Origin of the sequence: Mesorhizobium sp. WSM4310 (assembly GCF_007003935.1) — a bacterium.
GTDB lineage: Bacteria > Pseudomonadota > Alphaproteobacteria > Rhizobiales > Rhizobiaceae > Mesorhizobium.
The window spans coordinates 34,830-51,241 of record NZ_VFTA01000031.1 but is presented as its reverse complement, the minus strand read 5'-3'; the positions used below and the strand labels follow the sequence as shown (position 1 = coordinate 51,241).

The 16,412-nt window shown below is 62.8% G+C and carries 18 protein-coding genes; 9 read left to right on the top strand and 9 right to left on the bottom strand.

Going from position 1 to position 16,412, the window contains the following annotated elements:
* Positions 1-657, top strand: coding sequence for a guanylate kinase (gene gmk / locus FJV80_RS26850; protein ID WP_027053294.1), 657 nt, complete (start codon positions 1-3; stop codon positions 655-657).
* 6 nt (positions 658-663) lie between these two features.
* Here the strand turns inward: gmk and FJV80_RS26845 are convergent, their stop codons facing one another.
* The 7 genes from FJV80_RS26845 to lptF form a co-directional block, all read right to left on the bottom strand.
* Positions 664-957, bottom strand: coding sequence for a DUF1330 domain-containing protein (locus FJV80_RS26845; RefSeq protein WP_095770672.1), 294 nt, complete (start codon positions 955-957; stop codon positions 664-666).
* A 67-nt stretch (positions 958-1,024) separates the two neighbouring features.
* Positions 1,025-1,864, bottom strand: coding sequence for a 16S rRNA (adenine(1518)-N(6)/adenine(1519)-N(6))-dimethyltransferase RsmA (gene rsmA, locus FJV80_RS26840; RefSeq protein ID WP_142877876.1), 840 nt, complete (start codon positions 1,862-1,864; stop codon positions 1,025-1,027).
* Between the two features lie 25 nt (positions 1,865-1,889).
* Entirely contained in the window at positions 1,890-2,906 is a 1,017-nt protein-coding gene (pdxA, locus tag FJV80_RS26835; RefSeq protein WP_185975274.1) for a 4-hydroxythreonine-4-phosphate dehydrogenase PdxA, read from the bottom strand.
* A gap of 13 nt (positions 2,907-2,919) precedes the next feature.
* The gene (locus FJV80_RS26830) at positions 2,920-3,852 is read right to left on the bottom strand and encodes a peptidylprolyl isomerase (protein ID WP_179296325.1); all 933 of its coding nucleotides are present in this window, start codon (positions 3,850-3,852) and stop codon (positions 2,920-2,922) included.
* A gap of 89 nt (positions 3,853-3,941) precedes the next feature.
* Positions 3,942-6,368, bottom strand: a complete 2,427-nt coding sequence (locus FJV80_RS26825; protein ID WP_185975273.1) for an LPS-assembly protein LptD — start codon at positions 6,366-6,368, stop codon at positions 3,942-3,944.
* Entirely contained in the window at positions 6,368-7,453 is a 1,086-nt protein-coding gene (gene lptG, locus FJV80_RS26820) for an LPS export ABC transporter permease LptG (RefSeq protein ID WP_179295932.1), read from the bottom strand. Before lptG ends, FJV80_RS26825 begins: the two co-directional genes overlap by 1 nt.
* Positions 7,450-8,652: an LPS export ABC transporter permease LptF gene (lptF, locus tag FJV80_RS26815; RefSeq protein ID WP_142877873.1), complete on the bottom strand. Its 1,203-nt coding sequence runs from the start codon at positions 8,650-8,652 to the stop codon at positions 7,450-7,452. Before lptF ends, lptG begins: the two co-directional genes overlap by 4 nt.
* A gap of 354 nt (positions 8,653-9,006) precedes the next feature.
* On the opposite strand from lptF, the gene FJV80_RS26810 reads away from it, so the two are divergent.
* On the top strand, positions 9,007-10,518 hold the full coding sequence (locus FJV80_RS26810) for a leucyl aminopeptidase (protein WP_142877872.1): 1,512 nt from the start codon (positions 9,007-9,009) through the stop codon (positions 10,516-10,518).
* A gap of 9 nt (positions 10,519-10,527) precedes the next feature.
* Positions 10,528-10,977: a DNA polymerase III subunit chi gene (locus tag FJV80_RS26805; RefSeq protein WP_095770667.1), complete on the top strand. Its 450-nt coding sequence runs from the start codon at positions 10,528-10,530 to the stop codon at positions 10,975-10,977.
* A gap of 293 nt (positions 10,978-11,270) precedes the next feature.
* On the opposite strand, the gene FJV80_RS26800 is transcribed toward FJV80_RS26805, so the two are convergent.
* Complete coding sequence (locus FJV80_RS26800) at positions 11,271-11,741, bottom strand: carboxymuconolactone decarboxylase family protein (protein ID WP_095770666.1); 471 nt, start codon at positions 11,739-11,741, stop codon at positions 11,271-11,273.
* Between the two features lie 112 nt (positions 11,742-11,853).
* Between FJV80_RS26800 and FJV80_RS26795 the strand changes: the two genes are divergently transcribed.
* From FJV80_RS26795 to FJV80_RS26785, 3 genes are all read left to right on the top strand, one after another.
* Positions 11,854-12,504, top strand: a complete 651-nt coding sequence (locus FJV80_RS26795; RefSeq protein ID WP_246689061.1) for a TetR/AcrR family transcriptional regulator — start codon at positions 11,854-11,856, stop codon at positions 12,502-12,504.
* A gap of 19 nt (positions 12,505-12,523) precedes the next feature.
* Entirely contained in the window at positions 12,524-13,129 is a 606-nt protein-coding gene (locus FJV80_RS26790) for a hypothetical protein (protein ID WP_142877870.1), read from the top strand.
* Between the two features lie 62 nt (positions 13,130-13,191).
* Positions 13,192-14,040: a 23S rRNA (adenine(2030)-N(6))-methyltransferase RlmJ gene (locus FJV80_RS26785; protein ID WP_142877869.1), complete on the top strand. Its 849-nt coding sequence runs from the start codon at positions 13,192-13,194 to the stop codon at positions 14,038-14,040.
* Between the two features lie 35 nt (positions 14,041-14,075).
* On the opposite strand, the gene FJV80_RS26780 is transcribed toward FJV80_RS26785, so the two are convergent.
* The gene (locus tag FJV80_RS26780) at positions 14,076-14,849 is read right to left on the bottom strand and encodes an AraC family transcriptional regulator (protein WP_142877868.1); all 774 of its coding nucleotides are present in this window, start codon (positions 14,847-14,849) and stop codon (positions 14,076-14,078) included.
* 205 nt (positions 14,850-15,054) lie between these two features.
* Here FJV80_RS26780 and FJV80_RS26775 point away from each other — a divergent pair, with 205 nt between their 5' ends.
* From FJV80_RS26775 to FJV80_RS26765, 3 genes are all read left to right on the top strand, one after another.
* Complete coding sequence (locus FJV80_RS26775; RefSeq protein WP_142877867.1) at positions 15,055-15,477, top strand: VOC family protein; 423 nt, start codon at positions 15,055-15,057, stop codon at positions 15,475-15,477.
* 30 nt (positions 15,478-15,507) lie between these two features.
* Entirely contained in the window at positions 15,508-15,870 is a 363-nt protein-coding gene (locus FJV80_RS26770; RefSeq protein WP_095791810.1) for a DoxX family protein, read from the top strand.
* A gap of 89 nt (positions 15,871-15,959) precedes the next feature.
* Positions 15,960-16,412, top strand: a complete 453-nt coding sequence (locus FJV80_RS26765; protein ID WP_095791809.1) for a hypothetical protein — start codon at positions 15,960-15,962, stop codon at positions 16,410-16,412.

Genomic DNA, 16,412 nt, shown 5'->3' with positions numbered 1-16,412 from the left:
ATGGTTCCCAGGGATTTGGGATCCCGCATCCGCCGCCGGGGGCTGATGCTCGTCCTGTCGTCGCCATCCGGTGCCGGCAAGTCGACGATCGCGCGCAACCTCCTGGAAAGCGATTCCAGCCTCGAATTGTCGGTCTCGGTCACCACCAGGCCGCGCCGCGGCTCGGAGATCGAGGGTGTTCACTACCATTTCCGCACGATGCGCGAGTTCGAACGGTTGCGTGATTCCGATGCGCTGCTCGAGTGGGCGGAGGTGCACGGCAATTGCTATGCGACACCGCGCGAACCCGCGGAACTGGCGCTTGCGCAGGGCCGCGACATGCTGTTCGACATCGACTGGCAAGGCGCCCAGCAGTTGAAGGAGAAGATGCGCGCCGACATCGTCTCGATCTTCATCCTGCCGCCGTCGATGAAGGAATTGAAGGCCCGCCTGAAGCGCCGCGCCGAGGATCAGGAAGCGGTGATCGAGACGCGGCTGAAGAATGCCCGCAACGAGATCGAGCACTGGAAGGAATATGATTTCGTCATCGTCAATGACGATCTCGACCGCGCCTTCGCCGAGGTGCGCGGCATCGTCGTCGCCGAACGATTGCGGCGCGACCGCCGGCCGGGTCTCTTCGATTTCGTCTCGGGGCTGCTGGACGAGAAAACCGTCTGATTGGCTTCAGTGTGTCATGCCGTCGACCAGGATCAGATGGCGGCTGAGCGCGGCGTCGCGCACATCCAGCGCTGCAGCATACTCAGCGGATGCATACCAGCGCCGTGCCTGCTCAATGTCAGGAAATTCGACAACGATCAGCGGTGTGGGATGCCACTCGCCCTCCAGCGTATCCACCTGGCCGCCGCGTACGAGATAGCGCCCGCCATAGTGGGCAATGGAAGCCGCGGCACGCGAGCGGTATGTCTGGAATGCCTCGTGGTCGCGGATGGTGACATCGGAAATGATATAGGCAGGCATTTGGCCTCTCCGGCATGCTCGCCAGACTATCTATGCCTGCATCGTCGCGATTCCAGAGCTGCCTGCGCTAGGCCGCATTGGTCAGCCGCACAAATTCCTCGACACTGAGCGTTTCGGCGCGGCGGGTCGGATCGATGCCCGCACGCTCCAGCAAGGCCCCGCCGCCGAGGCTCTTCACACTCTGCCGCAGCATCTTGCGGCGTTGGCCGAAGGCGGCTTCGGTGATACGGCCGAGTTTCCTGACGTCAGCCGGCAGGGGCGTCGCGCGCGGCTCCAGATGCACCACCGAAGAGGTGACCTTGGGCGGCGGCGTGAAGGCCTGGGGAGGCACGTCGAAGGCGATCCTGGCCTTCGTGCGCCAGCCGGCCAGCACCCCAAGCCGGCCATAGGCGTCGCTGCCGGGCTCGGCGACGATGCGCTGGGCAACCTCACGCTGGAACATCAGCGTCATCGAGGCGTAGAAGGGCGGCCAGTCCACGACCGTCAGCCACCGGACGAGCAGTTCCGTGCCGATGTTGTAGGGCAGATTGGCGACGATCCGCACCTGACCGCTGGCTCCGGCGGCCGCGGAGGCGAGGGCGGCGAAGTCGGTTTTCAGCGCATCGCCGGAAACCACCTCCAGCCGGCCGGGATAGTGAGCGGAGACTTCGGCCAATGCCGCCAAGCAGCGCTCGTCGCGCTCGATGGCGACAACCCGGCGGGCGCCGTTGGAAAGCAGCGCTCTTGTCAGGCCGCCAGGTCCCGGCCCAACCTCGATCACCGCGGTGTTTGTCAGGTCGCCCGCGCTGCGTGCGATCTTGCCGGTCAAATTGAGGTCGAGCAGGAAGTTCTGGCCAAGCGCCTTTTTCGCCTGCAGCCCATGGCGCTCGATGACATCGCGCAGCGGCGGCAGCCCGTCGATGCTCATGCGTTCGGACCCCAAACGGAATCGCTCATGCGGCCGCGGCCTTTTTGTCGGTGTCGGCGAGCGTTCTGGCGAGCTTCAATGCGGCGATCAGGCTGTCCGGTCGTGCAGTGCCCCTGCCGGCGATATCAAAGGCGGTGCCATGGTCCGGCGACGTGCGGATGAAGGGCAGGCCGAGCGTGACGTTGACGGCATCGTCGAAGGCCAGCGTCTTGGCCGGGATCAACGCCTGGTCGTGATACATGCAAAGCGCTGCATCGTAGCCTGCCCGCGCCCGCGCATGGAACAGCGTGTCGGCCGCCAGGGGGCCGAAAGCATCGATGCCCTCGGCGCGCAGGATGTCGACTGCCGGCCGCACGATATGTTCGTCCTCCAGACCCATCGAACCGCCTTCGCCGGCATGCGGATTGAGGCCGGCAATGGCCAGCCTCGGCCTGGCGATGCCGAAGCGGCCGGCGAGGTCGGCCGCGGTGATGCGCGCGGTCGCGACGATCAGTTCGGTGGTCAGGGTCTTCGGCACCTCCGCCAGGGCGATGTGGATGGTGACGGGAACCGTGCGCAGGTTCGGGCCGGCCAGCATCATGACCGGCGATGCCTCGACGCCACTGTGCCGTGTCGCCAGATGCGCCAGATATTCGGTGTGGCCGGGAAAGCGGAAACCGGCATCGTAGAGCGGCTTCTTGGCGATCGGGCAGGTGACCACGGCGGCGGCGTCACCGGCAAGGCAGGCGGCGACCGCGCGATCGATCGCCTCGACGGTTCCGGCCGCGTTGGCCGGATCCGGCCGGCCGGGGCTATCGATGAACCGGGCTGCCAGTGGAACGATCGGTAAGGTGCGCGCGAAGGCCTGCGCCGCCTGTGCCGGTGTCGTCTCGACGATCGGCAACGACACGCCCAGCCGGCTTGCCCGTGAGGCGATCAGCGCCGGATCGGCCAAAAGATAAAAGGCGGGCAGGCCGACCGCCTCGCGCGCCAGGAAGGCGGCGATGGCGATTTCGGGGCCGATGCCGGACGGATCGCCGACGCTCAGCGCCAGCGCGGTCATCGCGCTCTTCACGTCAGCGCTTGACGATGCGGGCTTTCGCCTTCAGCTCGTCGACATATTTCTTGCTGAGATCGTCGGCGGCCTTGTCGTTGGAGCCTTCGCTCTGGAACACCATCTGGGCCGTCTTGTCGTCGGATACTTCGCGCGACGAGCAGATGCCGATGAACTCGACGCCGCGCTCGGTCTCGCGCGTGGTGGTTGCTCCACCGACCTTGGTCGCCTTGATCTGCTCGGCCCAGTCCGGCGGCAATTGCGGCGCCAGCACCCGGCCCAGATCGCGAACGGTGACGTCGATCAGGCCCTTGGCGAATTCGCGCGTCGTGTTGCAGCCGTTGAAGCGGGCGCGCATGGCATCGGCCTCGCGCTTGCGCTTGGCCAGCGTCGCGCTGCGTTCGGATGCCGGGACGACGAAGATGACCTGCTGCAGCATGTACTCGGTGGCGCTCGGTTTGGCACCGCCCTTGTCGAGCATGCGCCTGACCGCATCCTGCTCGGTCACGCTGCCGCCTTCACCGGAACGGTAACGCGCGCTCAAAGCCTGGTTCCAGGCCATCTGGGCGCGGATGAATTCCTTGAAATGATCCTTGCCGACGCCGGATTTTTCCATCACGCCATCAAGCTGGCCGAGCTGCATCTTGTTGTTGGTGGCAAAGCGCTGATAGGCCGCCTCGACCTGAGCGTCGCTGATGCGTATGCCAAGCCGCCTGGCTTCGGCAAGGCGCAGCGTCTGGTCGATCATTTCCTGGGCGGCATCGCCTTTCTTGCGCTGCAGCTTCAGGAAGGCGGCGCGGTGCGCGATATCGCCTGACGTGACTGGTACGTCGTTGACGACGTATTTGATCTCGCTGGCGAAAGCCGGCGGCGTCATGATCGTCATCGACACGGATGTCGCCGCCACAAGCAGCGCGAACCCTGCTGAAAAGAGGTATTTCCTCATCATTAGCATCCCAATTCTATCCCGGTTCCGCCCATTTCGTCCTCTTCCGGGTGCGCGAATCCGTGCCAGCCCTATGCGGCGAAACGATGTCTCGCCGGCTACTGGATGGAGTCGATCGCGGTGGTCGACGAGCCGAAGTCGCCGAGCGTGCGGAACGACAGGTTGAAGCCGATACTCTGCGTCACTTCCCTGGTGTTCAGGTCGCGCGACTGCGAGTACGTCATCAGATAGGTGAAGCAGGAATCGTTGTAGGCGAAGCCGACCCCATCCTTGACCAGCAGGCTTTGCTGCAGATCATAGGTCCCTGTCCCGAACACGCGCCAGTTTTCGGCAAGATGCGTGGACGCACCGAGCGTCACCTCATGCCGATCGGTCGTGAAACCGTAGAGCGGCTGGGCCTGGATGAAAGCGTACTTGGCGCTGAGCGACACCGGCAGGCCTGAATAGGCTGCCTTTACCTCGGCGCGGCGAACCTCGAAAGTCTGTTCGTCGAAGCGGCCGCTGACGGAAGCCGCGAACCCGTTCGGGCTGCTGATGCCAAACAGGCCGACATAGTCGGACTTGGTGTCCTCAAGGCCCGAATAGGCGCCGACATTGACCAGATCCGGCGCGGCGAAGGAGTTCTCGCCGCCGATCTGGTAGGACTGGCCGAAAATGGCATTGGTGCCCCAGCCGTTGATATAGGAGCCGGAGTAGCGGAAGCCGACATTGGCGCGCGAGCCGCCTTCGATGCGGTCATAACCGGAGAATTTGTCGCGTTCGAACAGGGTGGTCGCGTCGAACACCATGCTCTGGGCGTCTTCATTCGGAATGGCGAGGCCGCCGACATATTGTTCGTTCGGACGCAGGAACAGCTGCGCCATCGGCTCGACGACGTGGCTGGAGCCGCTGGCCATGGAAAACAGCAGTGGCCAACGCATCTCGAGCCCGGCGGTTGCCATGTAGCGGGCGAACGACGAACGCATATCGTCGTTGGCATTTATCAGCGGATTGTCCGCCATATGGTTGACCGCGGCGAGCGAACCCGATGACGCATTGAGATAGTCGACGTCGCCCTGCAGCGCCAGCAGCGGTGTCAGCACCAGCCCGTCGTCGGTCACGAAAGTCCGCTTCCATTCGGCCTCGGTGGTGAGGCGGCCGGATTCGCCTTCGATGCCGCGCACGCGCTGCACGGGCGTGCCGGCGTTGTAAGGAACGTTGAAAGTCTCGTCGAGATCATCGCGGCGGATGACTCGCGTATTGACATTGAGCGACAGTTGGCCGCCGGCGACCGACATGTCAGGAATATACGCGTAGTCGAGCGACGGCAGCACCCAGGGCTGCTGGCCGCTTCGCGCGGCTGCATTGTCGTTCGGCGTGTCTTCCTGCACATCGAAGTGCATGGCGCGCACGTCAAAATAGTTACGGCCGTTGAGACCAGTCAAATAAACCGACGACTGGTGGACGGCGGCGTTGTATTTGTTGATGTTGTAGGTGTTGGAGAAATTCTTGTCGGTCTGCAGCAGCACGTCCCAGCCGAAATTCCAGCGTTCGTTGATGGCGAACTGCCCCTGCGTGCCCATCATGCCACGGAGTTTGTTGGGATCGCCCGCCGTGCCCGAATCGACGTTGCGCCCGGCGCGGTCGATGAAGGCGTCCGGATCGCGCTGCTGAATTCCGGCGATCTTCAAACTGTACTGGCCATTGTTGAAACGCTGGCGCCACTCGGCCTCGCCGAGGAAACCCTGCTTGGTATAGCCGCTTCCCGACACCGTCAGGTCATATGTCGGCGAAAGCGCGAAATAGTAGGGAACCTTGACACTGTATCCCAGATGGCTGTTGTAGCTGATGCCCGGGATCAGGAAGCCGCTCTTGCGCTTCACCGTCGGGTCGGCGATCTCGAAAGCCGGTAGGTAGGCGAGAGGAAAGCCGAAGAATTCGAAATTCGCATTCTCGAAGCGAACCGTCTTCTTCTCGCCATTCCAGATGATCTTCCTGGCTTTCACGCGCCAGGTCGGAGCCTTGTCAGGCTTGTCTTCGCATGGTTCGCAGGCGGTGTAGACGCCATTGTGGAAGGTGGTCAGCACGCCGCCCATGCGCTCGGCGCTTTCAGCGGCGAAATAGGCCTTGTCGATGGTTTCGACGCGCAGCGCGTTGACGAAACCGTCGGCGAAATCGTCGGTGATATCGATATGCTGCGAATTGATCTTGGTGCCGTCGCTGTTGACGATTTCAACATTGCCGGTGGCAACCATTCGCTTGGTGTTGCGGTCGTATATGACCTTCTGGGCGACGAGGCGGTTGCCGCCATAGTCGATCTGCACAGCGCCGACGGCGGTCACCGTCTGGTTGTCGTTGTTGTAGACCAGCGTGTCGGCCGCCAGCAGCATCTGCGAGCCGGACGGAACATTTGTCGCCATCTTGCCGACTTCCTGCGCGAACGCAGGCAACGGCACGGCGCAAGCAAGCAGGCACGCCAAGGCGCTCGCCGCATAAAGGCGCGCCAAATGGGCCTGCCTGCTGCTGGGCAAGAACGCCTCCCTCACTAGCCGTCTTCCTTGTATAGCAGGAAAGTCACCCCGAAGAACATAGCTACCACGACTGGCACCGAGGCGGCTATGGCAGTCGGCACGAACCCCGCCACGCCGAATGCCTTCACCAGCACCGAAACGACATAAAGCAGAAACCCGGCAACGACGCCACCCAGAATCATCGTTGCCGATTGTCCCATCCTCGCAAATCGCATTGAAACTGTTGCCGCAATCAGCGTCATGGCGACGAGGAGGAACGGCAACGCCACCAGCGAATCAAACTGCATGGCAAACGCATTTGCCTTGAGGCCGAAGGAACGGGCAACCTCGATTTTTCCGGGCAGATCGTAGAACGGGATGGTCTCCGGGCGCGCCAGCCGCTCCTGCACGAATTCAGGCTTCAGATTGGTCGGCACACGATCGCTTGCAGCGGGCTGGATGATGCCGTTCCTGAAGGTCTTCACATCCTGCAGTTCCCAATATCCGTCCCGCAGGTAAGCGCGCGCGGCGTCCTTGCGCTCGACGATGTTGCCTTGCTGGTCGAGGACGAAAAAGACGGCGTCGGCCATCTCCATGCCTTGGTCGAGGATGGCCCGTGCGCCGATGATGGTGTCGCCGGTGCTGGTCTTCTGACGAATCCAGGGGGCGGCGTCGGCCGAAACCGTATTTGATTTGCCGGAGCGCAACTGGGTTTCGATCTGTTCGGACAAGGAGAAGGCGTGCGCGGCAAGCGGGTTGATGAGCCCGACCGACACAAGACCGAACAGCAACGCGCCGATGCAGCATGGCAAAAGGAATTGCCAAGCGGAAACACCGGCGGACCGCGCGATGACCAGTTCGTAGCGGCGGTTGAGCGAAACCAGTGTCGCCATCGCCGAGAACAGGCCGACAAACGGCACGGTCTGCAGCATGATCATCGGCATGCGAAGGCCTGAAATGGCCACCGCCGTTCCATAGGTGAAGCCGGGCAGGCCGGTGGTGCGGCCGGACAGCTCGGTGAAATCGATCAGGAACACCAGCGCCAGCAGGCCCAGGAAGAACCAGATCGTGATCGTCACGTAGCGGAAGAAGAAATAACGACCCAGCGTCCAGCCCATCAGCCGATCCCCTGACCTGAGGTGCCGCGCCTGGACCAGCGCAGTTTGAGGGCGTTCCAGCCGTCGCCGACGCGGCTGGCCAGATTTGTCATCCAGTCCGCCCAGGCCACCGGCAGTTCCATGGTCCGGTTGGAGACGATGAACCAGGTCGCCACCGCGGAAGCCACTATGGGCACGCCATAGACCATGTAGGCATATTCCGGCACTTCATCGGCTTTGCTCGCGGCAAAGAAACCCAGCCAGCGCACGAAGAGGGATATGGTGATGGCCGTGATCAAAGGATTGACGCGTGCCTCGCGATGCGAGCGCGCGTCCCCGGCGACCGCCAGCGCGATCAGCGCGAACACCATGGAATACAGCCATTCCGAAAATCGTTGGTCGATCTCGGCCCGGTATTGCTGAGGGGTCTGCTGGAAATTCTTGTCGTTGGGACTTGGATTGAGCAGATACTGGGTGGTCTGGTCCTTCGGCATCAGCGTCACTTCGGAGGCCGCCGCCATGAAGGCCGACATGTCGAAAGCGTAGGAGGTGAATCGGATGACACTGAGGTCGCCGGTCAGCGTTTTGCGGTGGATGACGCCGTCATTCATCATCAGCACCTTTTCGCCGCCCCGTTCGACGACGCTGCCGGACTTGGCATAATAGACGAGATTGACGCCTTCCTCGCGCGAATCGGCGACGAAGATACCGCCCAGCCGATTGTCCGGAAGCCGCTCGCCGATCTGCAGGAACAGCCCGTCCTCGATCTTGCGGAATGTGCCCTCCTGGATGATCAGCGACAACAGATCGGCGCGCGATTGCGCCACCAAAGCGCGGTTCTTCTGCCGTGCGTAAGGGTCTATGCCGTTGTCGACCGCAAAGGAAAATACGCTCGCCGCGAGGGCCAGAAGCATGATTGGCCGCACGATCGTCCAGCGCGATGCGCCGGCGGCGTTGACGACGGCGAGTTCGGAATCCGAATTCATGACACTGAGTGTCTGTGCGACCGCCACCACCAGCGCGAAAGGCACGACGATCGGAACGATCGAGGGAAGAATGAGCGCGGCGACCTCGAAGAAGGTCAGCGACGACTGGCCGCTGTCGGTAACCAGGTCGATCTTGGCCAGCACCTGCGTGGTCCACACGATGGCCAGCGTCCAGACCAGCGCTGCCAGAAAGACCACGAAAGTGCGGCGCATGATGTAGCGTTCAACGACCTTCATGAAGGCTTTACTCGATTTTCTCGAACGGCATCATGCCACCACGCTAAGGGTAGCTGCACGGCGACGCCCGCACAACTGGCTCCGATGGGCTCGATCAGGCAGGCGATCCGGTTCCCGTCCCACGTCGCTGCCGCAATGGATCGGAGTGTCGGAGGGAATGGATAAGAAAGGACGAACATCGATGGTTAACAACAGGTTGCGGCATGAAGCGGGGCCGTGCCGCGACGAATCGCCATCGATTCCAACTGTCATATGGGTAGCCATTTTGGCAAAGTCTTGCCAAATGCCGGAAAACGACCAAATGTCGCGGATCGCTTCAAACGCTTCGCGCGCCATCCCCGAAAGCAGGACATGATGAACCCGAGACCATCAATCGCCTTTGCGAAATTCGCCGCGCCGCAGACGGCGGCGAACAGGAAGGGCACGGTCTTCGTGCTGTCGGCGGATGACGGCGGCCTGAGCGATGCGGCCAGGGCTTACGATCCCGGCAAGACACTGGAACGGGCCTTCCCGGTGGCCGAATTCACCGGCAAGTTCGCCGGCGTCGTCGAGATACTGGCGCCGGAAGGAGCGTCGCTCGACAGGTTGGTCGCGATCGGCGCGGGCAAGGCGGCGGGGCTCGATGAATATGCCTGGCTGAAACTTGGTGGCATCGTTGCGGCGTCGATGCGCAAGGCAACCGACGTTGCCGTGGTGCTCGACCTGGTCGGCGCTTCGATTGATGGCAAGGACGCCGCCAACCTTGCGGCGGGCATCCTCCTGCGCAGCTATTCCTTCGACAAATACAAGACCAGTAAGGACAAGGATGACGCGAAGGCCGATCCGAAGAAGCCGGTCAAGATAACCATCCACACCGCCGACCCGGCAGGCGCCAAGAAGGCCTTCGCCGATGCCGGGGCGGTGATCGACGGCGTGCTTCTGGCGCGCGACCTTGTCAACGAACCGGCAAATATACTGGGACCGGTCGAGTTCGCGGCCCGCGCCAAGGAACTGGAGACGCTCGGCGTCAAGGTCGAGATCCTGACCGAGAAGGAGATGAAGAAGCTCGGCATGGGCTCGCTGCTCGGTGTCGCGCAAGGCTCGCCCCGCGGCGCGCGCATGGCCGTCATGCAGTGGAACGGCGGCAAACCCAAGGACAGTCCGATCGCCTTCGTCGGCAAGGGCGTCACTTTCGACACCGGCGGCAATTCGATGAAGCCGGCTTCGGGCATGGAGGACATGAAGGGCGATATGGGTGGCGCTGCCGCCGTGACCGGCCTCATGCATGCGCTGGCCGCGCGCAAGGCAAAGGCCAATGTCGTCGGCATTATCGGCCTGGTCGAAAACGCCGTCGATGGCCATGCCCAGCGTCCCGGCGACATCGTCACCTCGATGTCGGGCCAGACCATCGAGGTGCTCAACACAGACGCCGAGGGGCGTCTCGTGCTGGCCGACGCGCTGTGGTACTGCAACGACCGCTTCCAGCCGGAATTCATGGTCAATCTGGCGACGCTGACCGGCGCCATCATGGTCGCGCTCGGCTTGCACTATGCCGGCCTGTTCTCCAACAATGACGAATTGGCGCAGAGGCTTGCGGCGGCAGGGCAGGCGACGCAGGAGCGGCTGTGGCGCATGCCGCTCGGCGCCGAATACGACAAGCTGATCGATTCCAAGAACGCCGACATGAAGAACATTGGCGGCCGCTATGGCGGCGCCATCATCGCGGCGCAATTCCTGCAGCGTTTCGTCAAGGACACGCCCTGGGCGCATCTCGACATTGCCGGCACCGCCATGGGCTCGCCGTCGAACGAGATCAACCAGTCCTGGGGCTCGGGCTTCGGCGTGCGGCTGCTCGACCGGCTGGTGCGCGATCACTATGAGAGCTGACCCGGATCCATGGCCGACGTGCTGTTCTACCATCTGACCGAATCGACCCTGGAGGAGGCGCTGCCAGGCCTGCTCGAGCGCAGCGTCGATCGTGGCTGGCGCGCCGTGGTACAGACCGGTACCGAGGAACGGCGCGACGCGCTCGACCAGCATCTGTGGACCTTCCGCGATGATTCTTTCCTGGCGCACGCGACCGATCGCGAGGCTTATCCCGACGAGCAGCCTATTCTGTTGACCACCGGCGACGGCAATCCCAACGAGGCCAAGATAAGGTTCCTGGTCGACGGCGCCGTGCCGCCCGACCTTGGCGGGTATGAGCGCGCCGTGTTCCTGTTCGATGGCCATGACACCGCCCAGGTCGAGGCGGCGAGGGGGCATTGGAAGACGATGAAGGACGCGGGCCATGCCGTGACCTACTGGCAGCAGACTTCGGACCGCCGCTGGGAGCGCAAGGCTTGATGCTGCAGGGAACAAAGGCCCAAGCGCGCCGCATAAACCCGTATCGATGCGGCGCGCCTTCTGCGACCTGACGCTGCTCTCGTGCCTTGATTGGCCCCTCATTCGCATGGCGCGGACCAACGGTTATTTTTTCGGGAAAGGCGCCAGCGTCCATTCGATGCCGTAACATCGTATGCGCATAGCGGCACATCGGCACAACCGGTCTGGGGGCACTGCAAAACGGTCGCTTGATCCTTTGTCGATTGGGGATGGATCGACCTGGAAGCGGTCGACCGCTTCCAGGTCGAAATAGCCTACTGCCCGCCCATTTCCTTCTTGAATGTGTCGAAATCGACCTGCATGCCGTTGAAGATGGTGCTCCAATGGCGGGTCAGCGCGGCCATTGCCACGGCTTCCTGGATCTCCTCGTCGGTAGCGCCGGCGCGCTTGGCGTCCTGCGTATCCGACCAGATGCAATAGTTGCATGGGATCTGCGCCGCCACCGCAAGCGAGATCAGCGATTTGACCTTTGGCGGCAGTGCCGTCTTGTCGCTGAGCTCGATGGCCTTGACCTCGGCCCAGGCGCCGGGCAGACCGGCCTTCGGAAACTGCTTCACGAAACTCGGTACGCCGCCCATGGTCGACTGGATATCCTTGAGGGTAGCATCATAGTCGTCGGCATAGGCAGGTGCCGCGACCAGGGCCAGCGCACAGCCGGCGACAGCGAGCAGGCAGCCGTGGTGTATCGATGAAAGCACGGATGAAGGAATGCGATAGTTGGACATGACATTCTCCTCTGGTTTTTGTTAGCCTTACGATGTAAGGTGATGCGGAAAATGAACCTTACAGTGTAAGCTGTCAAGCGGCGCGATGGACACGTCAATCAAAAAAAAGCGAGTGCGCGGGCGCCTGTCGCGCGAAATGATCGAGGACGCGGCCTTCGAGGTGATCGAGAAGGAGGGACTCGCCGGCTTTTCGATGCGCAAGCTGGCGGCGGTACTCGGCTGCGAGGCGATGAGCATCTACCACCATTTTCCTTCGGTGGCGCATTTGCACGAAGCGCTGGTCGACCGGCTGGTCGGTGCTCTTGAAATGCCGGATGCCGACCTTCCGTGGCGGCAAAGAATGCGCATCGCCATCGAGGATTTTCGCCGTATCGGCCGCGACCATCCCGCCTATGCTACCTTCTTAGTTACCTACCGGATGAACTCGCCGGTCTGCCTTGCCTGGCTGAACGGCATTCTTGGTCTGTTCAGGGATGGCGGCTTCGACACCGAACTCAGCGCGCGGCTGTTTCGCGCCGTCGGCTACTATCTGATGGGTGCCGTGCTGGATGAGAATGCCGGCTATGCCAAAGGTCCGTCGGCGGTGAACACGGTCAGCGACGAGCAACTGGCCCGGGATTTTCCCGACGTCATGGCCGCCGGCCGCTTTTTCGGTACCGCCGAATTCGACAAGACATTCGAGCTTGGCCTCGACATGCTGCTGGACGAGATGGAACGCCTGCGCGACGGTGCCGGCGCTGGCCAGTTGTCCGGCAAGGTGTGAATACGAGGTGAGTGTCTGAATGCGCTTTCTGTTTGTCCTGATCCTGCTCGCCGGCACCGGCGTCGGCTTCATCTATCCCTGGGCGATGACCAATTTTTCCGGCCGCGAGATCGGCACCTGGCGGGTCTATGAGCAAGGCCGCTTCAAGCCGTTGAGCGTGTCGCTGTCAAACCGCGACGCGCCGGTCCGCGTCCTGGTCGACCTCACCGCGCGGGCCGAACGCATCGTTTCGCAGCAGCGCACGGTGTTGACGCTGACCGCCGGCACCAATGGCCGCACGGTGCTTGCCTCGACGTTGCAGTTCAACCATGTCGACAATCCGCGCCAGGCCAGCCCGCAGCTGCCCGACAAGATCTTTCGCGACGACGCAGGCGTCATCGCAAGCGTCAATTCCGGTTCATACCTTTTCACCGTCGGTCCGGGCGACGCCGAGGACATACCGATGCGGGCCGTCGATCTCATCCTGCGCTCCGGTGTCGGCGAAACCGACCGGCGTGCGCGGCCGGTCGGCTTCGCCCTGATGGCGGCCGGCTTGATCGGCTTCCTGTTGTCCCTGCGTTCCGGCGGCGGCCGGCCGGGCAATCCGAACTCGCAACCACCGCCGCCGCGTTGGGGCAGGGGTTGACGGATGTCGCCCAAAAGTGTGCAGCGGTTTTGGGGTAACGACATGCGTAACGGCAACAGATCATGAACTACCGCCACGCCTACCACGCCGGAAATTTCGCCGATGTCGTCAAGCACGTCGTGCTTACGCTTTTGCTTGAATATCTCAAGCAGAAGGACAAGGCATTTCGCGTCGTCGACACCCATGCCGGCATTGGCCGCTACGATCTATCCTCGGTCGAGGCACAGAAGACCGGCGAGTGGCTGGGCGGCATCGGCAGGCTGATGGATGCCTCGTTCGATACCAGGGCGGCCGCGCTGCTGGCGCCCTATCTGGACGCGGTGCGGTCGCTCAATCCCGGGGACAGCGTGAAGAAATATCCGGGCTCGCCGCTGCTCGCACGCCATCTCCTGCGCAAGCAGGACCGGTTGTCGGCGATCGAACTGCACCCGAAGGACGCCGCTAGGCTGAAGGCGGAATTCGCCGGCGACTTCCAGGTGCGGGTGATGGAACTCGATGGCTGGCTGGCGCTCGGAGCGCATTTGCCGCCGAAGGAGAAGCGCGGCCTTGTGCTCATCGATCCGCCCTTCGAGGAGGAGGGCGAGTTCGGCCGCCTCGTGGATGGGCTCATAAGGGCACACAGGCGCTGGCCTGGCGGCATCTATGCGCTGTGGTATCCGATCAAGGACCGCAAGGCGGTGATTGCCTTCAGGAAGGCACTGAAGCAATCCGGCATCCCGAAAATCCTCGACATGGAATTCGAGATTAGGCCGGCCTCTTTGGAACCCAGCCTCGATGGCAGCGGCATGGTGGTGGTCAACCCGCCCTTTACGCTGGAAGGCGAATTGCGAACCGTGCTGCCGGCCCTGCACAAATTGCTTGCCGTGGAAAAGCCGGCGCACTGGTCGCTGGAATGGCTGGCTGGAGAGTAGGCTGCCTTGGCTTTCGACCTCGTCGGGCGGCGCTGCTATGTTTTCGAGGAGGCGTCCGCGTGCGTCGATGGCGTGACGCCGGACAATCGCCGGCTCTCGCGTATCAGATGAGCCTGATCCGAGTAGCCGGCTTCGACCGCCAGCACCGCGGTTGAAGCATCGCCGGACATTTGCCTCAGGCGCCGGTAGCGATGAAAGCGCAGGATGCGGTCGAGCGTCTTGGGGCCATAGCCGAAACTTTCCTCGAAACGGCGACGCAGCGTCCGCTCGCTCATATGCAAGGTGCGCAGCAGGAACGGCACCAGCGGCCTGTCGGCCGGCAGTCCCTGGTCGACAACGTCAAAGGCAAAACCCATGGCCGCATCGGGCGCACGGTGGTCTTGCGTGTATGCGCCGATCGCCTTCTCCAATTGTCCCACCATGCCGGCGAGATCGGGCATGGCGCGGACACCGCCTGCCAGATGGCGCGCCCGCGCCCCCCAGAGGTCAATGAGGTCGAGGCGTTCTCCGACGATCTGGTTGGCCGGCACGCCCAGCCAACCGGCGGCCGCCCCCGGCCGGAATCTGAAGCCGACAATCGTCGCCTCTGACGGCAGTATCTCGATCTGCGGCTCCCGGTCGGGTCCCGCGATCCGGAATCTGCCGTCGATCCACTGCAGGTCGATCGTCGCATCCGGCGTTATCACGACCGGTGGAGCGTCACGGTCCCGCATGCGATGGACCCAGACGGACGCGAAAGCGGCACCCAGCCGCCTGTCTGCGGGGCGTTCCTGGAAAGAGCCGGTGGTCTGCGCCAGTACCGCTTCCATCCCTTCAGCCTTCGTCAGTCTGCTCGGCCCGGGGTCTTCTCGTCGGCTCGTCATTCTGGTCCACGGTCTCAGCCATTTTGGCCGAAATCTTCAATGCGGGAAGCTCCCGCCATGGCAAACCAGCCTTTCGGTGCCATTCGCAACCACTTCGGCACCAAGGTCACCGATACCGTGCAAGTCCAGAATATAGAAAGGAGAAACCAAAATGAAAGCTCGCATCAGTGTCATCACGCTTGGTGTCGATAATCTGGAGGCGTCGCTCGAATTCTACCGAAACGGACTGGGGTTTCCGACCGAAGGCATCATCGGCAAGGAGTTCGAGCACGGCGCCGTCGCCTTCTTCGATTTGCAGAACGGCTTGAAGTTCGCGATCTTCGAGCGCTCCAACATCGCCCATGACGCCGGCGTCGCCCAAACCGGCCGCAGCCCGACCGAATTCACCATCGGTCACAATGTCACGAGCAAGGCCGAGGTCGATGCCGTGATGGCGCAGGCCATCAGCGCCGGCGCGCGCCCCGTCAAGCCCGCCCAGGACACATTCTGGGGTGGCTATGCCGGCTATTTCCAGGATCCGGATGACCATCTCTGGGAAGTCGTCTTCAACCCTGCCTTTCTTCCCGAGGACTGAACCCCGGCAGGCATCTGGCAGGAGGTTGGCATGTTCGCTCAAACGGTTCAGGCGCTGGGCGCGCTTCTGATCGGCGGCGTGTTCGTATGGGCCGGCGTCGAACATTTCGTGAAGTTCAGGGCAATGGCCGAGTATCTGGCCGCCCGGCAATTTCCGGCCCCTGCCTTCCTGCTCGCCGCGGGTTCGGCGTTGGAGATCGTCGCCGGCTTCTTGCTTGCCATGGGCATCGCGGTGCCTTTCGCCGCCGGCGCGCTGGTCGTGTTTACGCTGGCGGCGAACATGTTCCTGCTGCGGTTCTGGGCCTGTGAGGGCCTGGAACGGCAGACGTCGCGATCCGCCTTTCTGGTCAATTTCGCCGTGATTGGCGGATTGCTGCTTGCGGCAACCGTCTAGTCTTGTTCTGGAAACCATTGTTTCGGCAACCGCTTGACCGCCGCCGAGCGAATCCGCACAGTGCGCGCAATCGACCTTGAGAGGCTGCCATGACTCGCTTCGCCAAATCCGCACTTGCCGCTCTGATTTCGCTCTGCACCCCGTTTGCCGCGCCTCTCGGTATCACCCAGGCGGCGCAGGCGGCCGACCTTGCCGTCTATTCCGACGACGATGGCGGCATCTGCGGCCAGCCCTGGGTGCTGAGCAAGATCACCAGCCGCTTCTCCTACCAGGTGCATCACGTGCCGCACCTGCCGGATGTGCAGATCACCGATTTCCGGCGCATCCACCAGCATCGCTATCTGCCGGCCAATGACACCTGGCCGATCGGCCGCCGCTATTGCGGCGCCACCGTCAGTCTCTCCGACGGGCGCGACCGGACCATCTGGTACCTGATCGAGGAAGGCCAGGGCTTTGCCTCGATCGGCGACAATGTCGAATTCTGTGTCTCGGGATTCGACCGCTGGATGGTCTATAACGGCCGCTGCCGCGTCCTGCGCTAG